Raw genomic sequence first — 11665 nt, forward strand, 5'->3', positions numbered from 1 at the left:
GATGGTTCATTCCCAGGCCAATGATTCTATTATACTAACAGCTGATTGAATTGATGAGGGACCTGGATAAATCATATATATAGCGAACTCCGAATTCGATATGGTTGATTGGGCAAGGTGGGACTTTCCTTGGCATTGATCACAAGAGGGAGCAATCCTCCCCGTTAAATCCTATTCACAATGAAAGAATGCCTTTTCAATCCAGAACAAAGGTGATATGAATGGAGGAGAAGTTAAAATTCCCGAGCGAGGAATGGTTCGACAGGTACGTCGAGGAGCTGAACAACAGCAAGGAGTACGCAGAGGCCGCTAAGGATTGGGAGGGGGACTTCCTCTACGTGATCACTCCGGACAAGAACTTCGACGAGGAGTACGTCTATTATCTGGACCTCTACCATGGAAAGGTGAGAGATCACTACAAGGTGGAGAGCAGAGATGCCAAACAAGCGGAGTTCATGTACATTGGAAAGTACGAGAACTGGAGGAAGATGGGAGAAGGTAAATTGGACGGCATGAAGGCCATCCTGACCGGGAAGATGAAACTCAAGGGTAACATGACCAAGGCCATGAGGTACACCAAGGCCGCCGCTGAGCTCACCAAGGCCTCAACAAGAGTCCCAACCTTAGAAGACTAGAGTTGGTGGCACGATGTGGCAGTTCACCAGTCCACAAAAAATCATCTTCGGCGAGGATGCGTTGGACAGTCTGGAAGAGCTTGAAGGGGAGAAGGCGTTGATCATTGCCGGTCAGACGGTGAAGAGACTGGGCCTCATCGACAAAGTCTCCGAGCTTCTGGCGGAGGCGGACATAGATGTTGGGGTTATCGACAACATAGAGCCGGAGCCTTCGATCGAAACGGTGAAGGCGGTGGCTGAGATCGCCAGAGATTTCGAGCCGGACTGGATCATCGGTCTGGGGGGAGGGAGCAGCATGGACGCAGCGAAGGCCATATGGGCTCTTTACGAGCGACCGGACCTGGATGTCGGTGACATCTCACCCCTTGAGACCTTGGGACTAAGAAAAAAGGCACGGTTCATGTGCATTCCCACCACAAGCGGATCCGGTTCGGAGGCCACCTGGGCGACCGTGATCACGGACAGGGAGGGGAAGGTGAAGAGAGAGCTCGCCTCGAGGGAACTGGTTCCTGATGTGGTGATATTGGAACCCTGGCTCACCTCCACAATGCCCCCTCATCTCACCGCTAGCAGTGGAATGGATGCTCTTACTCATGCGATCGAGGCGTACGCAAGCAACTGGAGGAATGATTTCTCGGACACCTTGGCTATCAAGGCTATTCAAATGGTATTCGAATATCTCCCCTTGGCTGTGTCGAACGGCGAGGATATGGTGGCAAGGGAGATGATGCAGAACGCCGCGACCATGGCCGGGATGGCCTTCAGCAACTCATTCGTGGGAATGGCACATGCCATAGGACACTCGCTAGGAGCGATTTTCGGCATTGATCACGGAAAGGCTGTCGCGTTGTTCCTTCCACACGTCATCAGGTACAACGGAGAGGTAGTTTCCTCCAGATACGCTGAGATCCTGGATGCCCTGGAGATCGACTTCGATTTCGAGGAGGACGCGCCCAACATCCTTGCCCAAGCACTGGTGGAGCTGATGATGGAGATAGGTCTGCCATGCGAGATATGTGAGATGGACATCGATTGGAAGGATTACGAGACCGAACTTGAGAACCTGGTGGAAAGAGCCTTGATGTCCTCAGCAAACCTGGCGGGCCCGAGAGAAGCAGAGTTCGATGACTACCGAGAGATCATAGTCGTAGCATTTGGATCCTTGGACAAGGGTTGAAACTCATATTCCAGCCGCCCATAAAGGGGGTTCGGGACCCATGTCCTCAAATGATCTGGTGTAGCCTCAGACTCAATCAGGTAAAGACCCGCACCTGTTGAGACAAGATAAAGATGTCCAATTCGATTCTCATGGAATCATGATCTGTCGAGAATGAAGATCCCATCGATATTCGCTCTCCTCACAGGTTCCCCGGAATAGAGCGTCTCCTCCACCTCCTCGTGTAGGTCTAGTTCGATGAAATGCTCGAAGAGCTCACGCATCTCTCCAGGCGTGAAGTAGTGAGTGGATATGGATCCTCCTCTGAGGAAGGTGTTCCTTTCGATCTCTTTGCCCCTTCCGAACCTCATGTCCCTTGTGGAAAGAGCGCTAACGATCGTCCTTCCCCCGGGCCTTAGGACCCTCTCCATCTCAGCGACGGCTTCATTCCTTCCAGATTCTGAAAGGTGCTCCAGCAAATGGGATGAGATTACCACATCGAAATAATCATCGTGGAAAGGCAGGAAGCGGGCATCGGCCACCATTAAGCTTACCTTTTTCTCCTTGACCGCGAAGCGGCAGAGTTCGATCGCCTTAAAGGAGAAGTCGATCGCCACGATCGGAAGATCATCCCCCTTGAGGGATGCGATGGTCTTTCCGTTCCCGCATCCAATCTCCAGAACCCTTGAACCGTTGGGCAGCGAGATCTCGAATTTGGTTATTCCCCTCCACATTACGCCCTTGCGTTTGTACTCGCCGTCCCAATTGCGCCTCTGCTGCCTGAAGATCGGGTCGGTCTCGACCATAGTATCCTCGATAAGAAGGGGCACCCTCATTAAGCTTGGTCTCGGAGTGGATCATCTGTTGGTCTTGAAATCGATCGAAGAGGTTCAGCCCCTTTTCTTCTTCGACCAGCCGTAATCCATCTCGGACATCTGCTTGTAGAGATTCCATCTCCTGTCGACGTCCTGCTGTGCCAGCAGGGCCATCTCCTCCGCCCTGGCAGGGTCCATAGACTTCAGTATGCGGTACCTGTTCTCCGAGTACATGTACTCCTTCACAGGAATTGAGGGCTCCTTGGAGTCTATCTGAAGAGGGTTGAGACCTTCCTCAGCTCTCCTGGGGTCGAAGCGGTACAGAAGCCAGTGTCCCGATGCGACCGCCTTCTCCTGCTCCTCCAGCTGACGGGTCATGTTGATTCCATGGGCTATGCAGGGACTGTAGCAGATCACCATGCTCGGTCCGTCGAAGCTCTCGGCCTCGATGATCGCCTTCACCGCCTGAGCTGGATTGGCGCCCAGCGCGACCTGCGCAACGTAGACGTACCCATAGGTCTGGAACATCAATCCAAGATCCTTCTTGGGCATCGACTTGCCGGCGTAGGCGAACTTGGCCGTTCCTCCTCTCGAAGTGGATTTTGACATCTGCCCACCTGTGTTCGAATACACCTCTGTGTCGAGCACGAGCATGTTCACGTTCTTCCCGGAGGCGAGTATATGATCAAGCCCCCCAAATCCAATATCATAGGCCCAGCCGTCCCCACCGAACACCCACACCGACTTTCGGACCAAGTGGTCTGCGAGGGAGAGCATCCTATCGTCCTTTTTCTTCTCCGCCAGGGATTTGAGCTCCCTAACTCTGTCCCTCTGCTTCTGCACCAGCATATCGCTGGATTGATCAGCGTCCAGTATCTCGCCTTTCATCTTGTTGGGGAGGTAAGGGACCGTTGCGAGATACTCCCTGGCCGCGTGCTCCAGGTGGTCGCAGGTCATCCTGAAACCGAATCCGATCTCCGCCGCGTCCTCGAAGAGGCTGTTTGTCCACGCGGGACCCAATCCGTCGGAGTTCTTGCAGTACGGCGTTGTGGGCAAGTTGCCTCCGTAAATGGACGAGCAGCCTGTCGCGTTGGCCACGAGCATACGGTCGCCGAAGAGCTGAGTTATCAACTTCACGTAGGGAGTCTCACCACATCCAGCGCAGGAGCCACTGAACTCGAACAGCGGTCGGAGGAACTGCGATCCTTTGACGGTGCCCTTGTTGAACAGATCCTGAGGCACCTCCGGTATATCAAGGAAGAAGGACCAGTTCTTCCTCTCCTCCGCTCTCAACTCGAAGGCGTCATGCATGTAGAGCGCCTTCCTCTCGCCGTCCTCCGGATCCTTTCCAGGACACACTTCCCTGCATACCCCGCAACCGGTGCAGTCCTCCGGTGCGACCTGTACCGTGTACCTCATCCCCTGGAACGCTTTTCCTTTTGCGTCCACGGACTTGAAGGTGGGTGGTGCCTTTTCCAGTATCCCAGGATCATAGGCCTTCGTCCGGATGGTGGCGTGAGGGCAGACGAGCGAGCAACGGCCGCACTGTATGCATAGTTCAGGCCTCCAGAACGGGATTTCGATGGCGATGTTTCTCTTCTCGAACTGCGAGGTGGCGGAAGGCCACTTGCCGTCCGGGGGCATCAATGATACCGGGATCTCGTTGCCTTGTAGGCTGATCATCTTGGCCGTGATGTCCTTGACGAAATCGGGAGCGTCATCAGGAACAGTGGGAGGGATCTGGATAATGCTGCAGTAATTCTTGGTCTTGTACTCCACTTTACTTAGACCTTCCAAGGCACGGTCGACTGCCTGGTAGTTCCTGTCAAGGATCTCTTTTCCCTTGCGGCCGTACGCCGCCTCAATGTTCTTCTTGATCAGGCTCGAAGCCTCATCCATGGGAATGATTCCTGCAAGCCTGAAGAAGGCCGTCTGCATGATGGTGTTGATCCTCACCCCCAGGTACAGTTCCCTTGCCAGGTCGGTGGCGTCCAGTATGTAGAAGTTCGCTTCCCTCTCGATTATCTGGCACTGCACTTTGAAAGGCAGCCGGTCCCACACCTCATCGGGCCCGTAGGGGGAGTTCAGAAGGAAGGTGCCTCCCTTCTTCAGGAACCTGAGCATGTCGTACTTCTCGATGAAGGACCAGTTGTGGCATCCCACGAAGTCTACCGATTGGCAGAGATAAGTGCTGAGTATTGGCATGTCGGAGAAACGAACATGGCTGGTGGTCCTGTTGCCGGCCTTCTTCGAGTCGTATTCGAAGTAACCCTGGGCGTACTTGTCCGTCGCCTCTCCAATGATCTTGATGGTGCTCTTGTTCGCGCTCACGGTGCCATCCGAGCCAAGCCCCCAGAACATGGCCTGATATCCCATTCCACAGACCTCGGTGATGCTTTCGTCCCAATCGAGGCTAGTGTGGCTCACATCATCTCTTATTCCCACCGTGAAATGGTCCTTGGGATCATCCTGGGCCAGGTTGTCGAACACCGCCTTCACCATTCCCGGGCTGAAGTCCTTGGACGAGAGGCCATACCTTCCCCCGATGATCAGCGGTCTGGTCTCGAAGCTGCTGATCCCTTTTTCCAGCATCTCATCTACAGCCGCTACAACATCCAGGTAAAGCGGCTCGCCCAGGCTTCCCGGTTCCTTGGTGCGATCCAGTACGGCGATCTTCTTGACCGATGTCGGAAGAATATTAGCCAGATGCTCGACGCTGAACGGTCGGTACAGGTGAACGATCACCACGGCCACCTTCTCACCCCTCGATTTAAGGAGGTTCACCACCTCCTTGGTGGTCTCTCCAGCAGAACCCATGATCACGATCACCCGCTCCGCATCGTCCGCCCCGAAGTAGCGGAAAGGTTGATACGATCTACCGGTGAGTTGCTCGAACCTCTTCATGCACCTCTCAACTATCTCCGAAACCCTCTGGTAGTAGAGGTTGACCGTCTCCCGTCCCTGGAAGTATACGTCAGGGTTCTGACTGGTCCCGCTTATCATCGGGTGGTCTGGAGAAAGGCCCCTGTTCCGATGCCGGAGGGCGGCCTGCTGATCGATCATCTCCCTGATGTCGTCCTTTTCCAGGATCTCTATCTTCTGCACTTCGTGGCTGGTCCTGAACCCGTCGAAGAAGTGGATGAAGGGCAAACTCGCCTCTAAACTGGCAGCGGTGGCGATCATCGCCAAGTCCTGAACCTCCTGGACGCTTCCTGAGGATAGCATGCAGAAACCTGTGGTTCGGCAGTTCATCACATCCGAATGATCACCGAATATTGACAAAGCTTGACAGGCCAGCGACCTTGCGGCCACATGGAAGACCGTGGGCAGCAGCTCGCCGGCGATCTTGTGCATGTTGGGAATCATCAGCAAGAGCCCCTGGCTGGCCGTGAAGGTGGTTGCCAGCGCTCCCGATGCCAAGGCCCCGTGGATGGTGGCTGAGGCACCCGCCTCCGATTGGAGCTCGACCACGTCGGGCACGACTCCCCAGATGTTCTCCTCCCTCTCGGCCGATAGCTCGTCGGCGATCTCGCCCATTGAACTCGATGGAGTGATAGGATATATGGCGATCACTTCGTTGCAGGCATGCGCGACCCTGGCAGCAGCGGTATTGCCATCCAGGGCCTCAGATCTCTTATCCATGATTTCATCTCCATCGTGAACATGGCAGTAGGGTAGGCTTTAACCTTTTCCTGGCATTGAAAAGAGGGGGGACTCACGATGGACCGACAACAGCAATTGGATTACTGGAATCCATTCCCTTCGAGTTCAAGGACCCTCTTGCCGAACTCTTTTAGATTAACGACTGAGTCACTATTCCCTTGATCTTCCCGGTCAAGATGAACAGCTGTGATTCCAGCCTTCGATGGCGAGTCTACATCATCGAACCACCTGTCCCCGACATGGACGACCTCTCCAGCCTCCACTCCAAGAAGGGAGCACACCTTCTGATACGATCTTGGATCCTTCTTGACCATGCGGAGGTGAGATGGAACTGAGAATATCTGGTCAAACCTATCCTCGATGGATTTCAGCTCGATGTCCAGGAACTCTTTGGGAGCGTTGGAGGTGACGATAAGGCGGTGTTCAGCCCCAAGCATCTCGAGCACCTCTTCCACCTCCGGATAGAGTATTTCCAGACCTTTGATTTCCTCCAGGAAGGAGGAGGTATCTCCCAGACCAAGGCGATGGAACCAGTAATCAAGGCTGAACCAATCTGGATTCTCATCTCCCACCGTACCGAACTGCCTAAACAGTTCACTTCGAGCATCATCGATCCCAAGTCCGTTCTTCTCAGCGTACCGTTCTGGGATCTTCTCGAACCACACGATGTGACTGAACTGATGATCGACGAGTGTTCCGTCGGCATCGAAGGAGATCACCTTGTACCTCATCACCTGCCCCTTAGCCCAAATATCACTTATATCTGTTGGGGAGCAGCCCTTCCCGTGTCGGACGTTGTTCCATCCTGATGTTGAAAAATGAAGGTGGCGCAACAGATCGCAATCTGTTGATCTGATTGATTGATTCTGGAATTGAATAATGGTTTTATCTATCAACAGTTCATTTGACAGAGAGAGCGATCCGAATTAGCGCTGCTTGGTGATGATTTGCCTGTTCGTATCCAGATAATCGGAGGCTTCCTTGGAGCCGGAAAAACCACCCTGATAACCAAGATGGCGAAGAAGCTGATGGATCAGGACATGAAGGTTGGGATAATCATGAACGATCATGTCGATTCCCTGGTGGACACCCAGTACTCCAAAGAGCTAGGGCTGGACTGCTGCGAGGTCGCCGGAGGATGCTTCTGCTGTCGATTCCCGGATTTCCTTGAGAACGCTAGGGAACTGGTGAAAAATGAGGGCCCTACGCTGATATTTGCGGAGCCAGTAGGCAGCTGCACGGACCTCATGGCGACGGTAGCCGCACCGCTCAAGCGGGTCTACGGAAACGAGTTCCAGGTGGCTCCCTTGATCATCATGGTGGATGCCGATAGGGCCGTCAGAAACAGGATGAATGACAATTCCCTGGGAGGATACCTAAGGCAACACCAGATCTCGGAGGCTGAGTATGTGGTCCTGTCCAAAGTAGATCTTGTTGACAAAGGGGATCTCGAAAGAGTATCTTCCATGGTCAACGAGATCAATCCCAAGGCGAAGGTATTCCTCTATTCATCTGGTGCGGAGGATGGCCTTGATGCTATTCTCTCCTTGGCGCTATCGGAGGAGGAAAGTCGCATTGACCCTCGGGAAATTGATTACCATGTATATGCCGAGGCGGAGGCGGAGCTGGGCTGGTATAATGGGACCTTCCTTGCGAAGGTGGAGAGGTTGGATGCATACCTGCTATGTCGGGAGCTGCTCGAAGATATTTCGTCGAAATTCCCGGTGGAGGATGTTGCCCACGCCAAGATCATGCTTGCCTCCGAATCGAACGCGGCAAAGATGAGCGCGGTGATGGGGCGTGTCTCTATCGACGCCGTAGCGGGCTCTAGATTCGCTTCAGGCGAGGCCAGGATGACCATCAATGCCCGGATCGCCACTGATCCTCAGATCCTCAGGATGATCGTGAACCAGGCGGTTGACCACGCAGCCGAAAGGTTCGGATTGATCTTTGAACTCGATAAGGAGGATTTCTTCTCTCCCGCAGCACCGAATCCCACCTACAGGATGAAATGATTGCGAGAGAATCGCCTATATCCGCTAGGATTCATGATTCCTTGATCGACCCTCTGTGTCAAAGAATATCAGGAAATCCTCTTATACTGGGATTGGATTCTGCGTGCTTCAAAATCAAATCGGAGCGGATCGATCTGTTGAACCGTGACCAAAGGATGAAATTCGCGAATACCGCAATGAGCACCGGAATACTGATGTTCCTGGGATTGATCTGTGCCTCAGTATGCGTAGCCCTGGTGCTGACCGTCCAGATGGTCCTAGAGCTTTTTCTCTGATCATCTTATTGAATTTGCAGCTAGATCAGATGGAATTGGTACCGAGGAATTCCACGAGGATCATTTTCTGGCCTTCTCGCCAGTTGCGTAGGAGCGCTTGATTCCCCCCTTGAAGTACCAGCGGTAGAGGAGGGCCATGTCTCGTGGGAAGATCCCCACCTTGTCACCATCTTTTACCGATGAACTCAATTCCGTGTACTCATGGTTGAGGAATATGTGGCTGGTCTCCATCTCGTCGACCTTGAGTATCCCCAGTATGTCATTGATCGTTTCAATGTCGTCAATGGGCATTTCCACAATGCCCACGTATCCGCTATCATCTAGCTTAGGTGCTTTGCCCTTGAGATTCCCGAAAAGCCTAACCTGCACGGTCATGGTGAATCCTCTTTCTTTAATAAATTTAAAGGGGAAAGGGTTTGGGGTAAGTGATTCACTTCCCGAACACACTGTCCAGCTCTTCATCTGGGACGTCGTAGACCTCGTTCGACGGAGGCAACGGTTCGATCCTGAAGAACTCGGGGAGCCTGTCGTCCTCGTTGGAGAATCCCGCTCTGATGTTGAAGTCCCTCTCCAAGAGCACTATCTTGGAACCGAGGGCGATCGCGTCGTCTGCGGACCATTTTGTTCCCAGCACTCCGTTGCAGGATTCCACAATACCATCAAATCCCTCGGGTATGTCCACGGTCGCGAAGGTCGTGAACAGGCAGTATCCCGAAGAGTCGATGAAGGCGGTGTAATTCTGGAAGTTCCTTGATAGCTGTCCCTTCTTCTTGTCCAAGGGATCTAGTTTACCCCCCACGCCAAGGATCTCTGGAGCTATCGCATATCCAGCCGTGTGGTCCGCACCCATGGGAGTCGTGGCGTAGGTCACACCGATTCCCTTGATCGGCCTGGGGTCGTAGGCGGGCAGCCCCTGACCCTTCACCGCTGGGACCCTGTGAACGCCGAAGGCCTGTCCCGCAAAAGCACATCCGTTAGCCAGCAGGCGCCCGGTTGCGGTCTTATTCTCGATCTCCTTCATCAGCTTGATGGCCTTCTTGCCGTCGCCGAAGTCTGCGAGACCTCCTTCCATGGCCACACCCATTGTGTCACCCATCTCGATAGTGTCCAAGCCCAAATCGTTGCATGCTCTGTTCAGCTCTCCCACGTCGTCTAGGTCGTAGATGCCGCAGTTCGGCCCCAGAGCCCACACGGACTCGTACTCGAGAACGCCAACTGGATCGACGCCACCCTGCTTCACCCATACTTCAGAACATCGGATGATGCAACCTGGGCTGCAGGCGTGCGGCCTCTCTCCTCCTCTGGCCTTGATGACCTCGGCCTTCTTCTCTCCAGACACCATTGGTGCCATGTCATCGTATCCGGCGGAGAAGTTGCGGTGGGGTAACGCTCCAGCTTCATTGATGACATTCACAAGGGCGGATGTTCCATAGGTATTGAGGGTACCACCCTTCTTGGTGATGTCATGCGAGGTAAGAGCATTGGTCAGCTTCTTGGTCCCGATCTTGAAGACCTCCTCGTCGGCCATTTTCACCCCCGGCCCGCCAGAATCATCGATTACGATGAACTTCAGACCGCGGGCGGCCATTACAGCTCCAAGTCCTCCTCTTCCCGCGTACCTCGAGGGCATTCCCTCTGGGTCGTTGAAAGCCACTCCGGCCCCCGCTCCTCCCATTTCACCGGCTATGCCGCAGGCGCAGATGCCCACATCGACACCGAATCGTGCGCGAATATCATCGTACGCCTTATACAGTCCCATGTTCGACCAAATGGTAGCATCGTGGAACTCGATCTCATCCTTGAGTATGTTGACCATGAAGTAGTCATCTTTCTTGCGATGTCCTTCGACCACTATGGCCTTGAGCCCAAGTCGGGCCACCTTCTGCGCGAAGCTGGTTCCCGCGTTAGCCTCCTTAATTCCCCCCGTCAGGGGCGATTTTCCCCCAACCGATAGTCTACCAGAAGTCGGTGCCTTCGTACCAGTAACTATACCAGGTGCTAGAACGAGCTTGTTGTTCGGTCCCAATGGATGGCAGTCCGCTGGGACCTCTTCAGCCACTATGGACGATGTCAACCCCCTTCCACCAAGATTCTTCCACTTGTCGGGGACATCCTCCATGGTGGCCTTGAGCTCGGTCATATCCAATCTTAAGATTTTGGTAGCCACCTTCTCACCTAATGTTATCATTCGTTCAGCATATTCAAATATGTTACGAAATGCGTAGTGAAACATATCGCTATTTGACGGATGTAATTTTAATAGTGCAGTCTAGTTAAGAGAATACGCAAATCTGAATACGGCAATCGCAATATTACGCGGTGCTGGATTCGTAAGGGATCTTGAGCAAGGATTTCGGGTCAATCCCGATAATACGCTTATTTAACAATCATTTATTCAGAATCCGCTTGAGTAAGATGGTTATGTTTATCAGGTGGTCCCATATATTTACGTTGGAATGATTGAGGCCTCGATTACCCTGGAGATGCCCGATAACTGGGTGAAGGTAGTAGGGAGCAAGTTCCCGACCCCCATCAAGTTCATAGAGTGCTTGCCTTACGGTGAGTCGGGCGGAAGGTCACTGGTGGAGATAGAGGGAGACCCCACTACTACTGACCAGATGATCGAGGAGATCAAGAAGCATCCCAGCGTGTGCAAGGTCGATGTTTCTACATTCGGGGACGGCCGTATCTCGGGGTCGATAGTGACCAATAAATGCGTGGCGTGCAGGGCATTGACCGGAACAGAGTGCTTCCTGACCCGGGCGAGGAGCATGCCTGACGGTAAGGTGCAATGGACCGTGACCAGCGGCGGTAATTCCTCACTGGCGAAGCTAGTCGACCGCCTGAAGGATTCGGGATGCACTGTCCAGATCAATAGCATCACGAAGATAAGTGGACAGAACGTTATCACCAAAAGGCAGGAGGAGATCATGAGGTTCGCCCTGGAGAATGGATTCTACGAATATCCCAGGAGGATCACCATCAGAAAACTCGCCCAGAAGCTGGATATCTCCCCATCGACCCTGAACGAGATCCTCCAGAGGGGCGAGAGGAATATCGTGGAGTCGTTCTTCAAACACAAATGATCTTGTTCGTATCCTGATCC

Annotated in this window: 10 protein-coding genes; 5 read left to right on the forward strand and 5 right to left on the reverse strand. The window is 53.5% G+C overall.

The features are described 5' to 3' along the window. The first annotated feature begins 221 nt into the window (after positions 1–221). On the forward strand, positions 222–635 hold the full coding sequence (locus GKC03_04730) for a sterol carrier protein (GenBank protein ID NYT11842.1): 414 nt from the start codon (positions 222–224) through the stop codon (positions 633–635). A gap of 13 nt (positions 636–648) precedes the next feature. Further along, entirely contained in the window at positions 649–1812 is a 1164-nt protein-coding gene (locus GKC03_04735; GenBank protein NYT11843.1) for an iron-containing alcohol dehydrogenase, read from the forward strand. Positions 1813–1949: 137 nt separating this feature from the next. Here the strand turns inward: GKC03_04735 and GKC03_04740 are convergent, their stop codons facing one another. From GKC03_04740 to GKC03_04750, 3 genes are all read right to left on the reverse strand, one after another. Then, positions 1950–2627 (reverse strand): class I SAM-dependent methyltransferase, encoded by a 678-nt coding sequence (locus GKC03_04740; protein ID NYT11844.1) that lies wholly within the window; start codon positions 2625–2627, stop codon positions 1950–1952. 54 nt (positions 2628–2681) lie between these two features. Beyond that, positions 2682–6248 (reverse strand): pyruvate:ferredoxin (flavodoxin) oxidoreductase, encoded by a 3567-nt coding sequence (nifJ, locus tag GKC03_04745; protein ID NYT11845.1) that lies wholly within the window; start codon positions 6246–6248, stop codon positions 2682–2684. A 101-nt stretch (positions 6249–6349) separates the two neighbouring features. Continuing rightward, positions 6350–7000, reverse strand: a complete 651-nt coding sequence (locus GKC03_04750; GenBank protein ID NYT11846.1) for an HAD family hydrolase — start codon at positions 6998–7000, stop codon at positions 6350–6352. A 216-nt stretch (positions 7001–7216) separates the two neighbouring features. Between GKC03_04750 and GKC03_04755 the strand changes: the two genes are divergently transcribed. After that, positions 7217–8284, forward strand: coding sequence for a hypothetical protein (locus GKC03_04755; GenBank protein ID NYT11847.1), 1068 nt, complete (start codon positions 7217–7219; stop codon positions 8282–8284). 137 nt (positions 8285–8421) lie between these two features. Further along, positions 8422–8559 carry a hypothetical protein gene (locus GKC03_04760; protein ID NYT11848.1) on the forward strand — a complete coding sequence of 46 codons (138 nt, stop codon included), beginning with the start codon at positions 8422–8424 and terminating at the stop codon, positions 8557–8559. Between the two features lie 60 nt (positions 8560–8619). Here the strand turns inward: GKC03_04760 and GKC03_04765 are convergent, their stop codons facing one another. Beyond that, entirely contained in the window at positions 8620–8934 is a 315-nt protein-coding gene (locus tag GKC03_04765) for a hypothetical protein (GenBank protein NYT11849.1), read from the reverse strand. 55 nt (positions 8935–8989) lie between these two features. Further along, positions 8990–10747 (reverse strand): aldehyde ferredoxin oxidoreductase, encoded by a 1758-nt coding sequence (locus tag GKC03_04770; protein ID NYT11850.1) that lies wholly within the window; start codon positions 10745–10747, stop codon positions 8990–8992. A 268-nt stretch (positions 10748–11015) separates the two neighbouring features. Here GKC03_04770 and GKC03_04775 point away from each other — a divergent pair, with 268 nt between their 5' ends. Next, positions 11016–11645, forward strand: a complete 630-nt coding sequence (locus GKC03_04775) for a hypothetical protein (protein ID NYT11851.1) — start codon at positions 11016–11018, stop codon at positions 11643–11645. Positions 11646–11665: the final 20 nt, after the last annotated feature.

This window comes from Methanomassiliicoccales archaeon, assembly GCA_013415695.1.
In the GTDB taxonomy this organism is placed as follows: Archaea; Thermoplasmatota; Thermoplasmata; order Methanomassiliicoccales; family JAAEEP01; genus JAAEEP01.

Bases quoted from the DNA above. Each gene is read 5' to 3' on its own strand.
- GKC03_04730 (NYT11842.1), top strand. From the start codon at position 222: ATGGAGGAGAAGTTAAAATTCCCGAGCGAGGAATGGTTCGACAGGTAC.
- GKC03_04735 (NYT11843.1), top strand. From the start codon at position 649: ATGTGGCAGTTCACCAGTCCACAAAAAATCATCTTCGGCGAGGATGCG.
- GKC03_04740 (NYT11844.1), bottom strand. From the start codon at position 2,627: ATGAGGGTGCCCCTTCTTATCGAGGATACTATGGTCGAGACCGACCCG.
- nifJ (NYT11845.1), bottom strand. From the start codon at position 6,248: ATGGATAAGAGATCTGAGGCCCTGGATGGCAATACCGCTGCTGCCAGG.
- GKC03_04750 (NYT11846.1), bottom strand. From the start codon at position 7,000: ATGAGGTACAAGGTGATCTCCTTCGATGCCGACGGAACACTCGTCGAT.
- GKC03_04765 (NYT11849.1), bottom strand. From the start codon at position 8,934: ATGACCGTGCAGGTTAGGCTTTTCGGGAATCTCAAGGGCAAAGCACCT.
- GKC03_04770 (NYT11850.1), bottom strand. From the start codon at position 10,747: ATGATAACATTAGGTGAGAAGGTGGCTACCAAAATCTTAAGATTGGAT.
- GKC03_04775 (NYT11851.1), top strand. From the start codon at position 11,016: ATGATTGAGGCCTCGATTACCCTGGAGATGCCCGATAACTGGGTGAAG.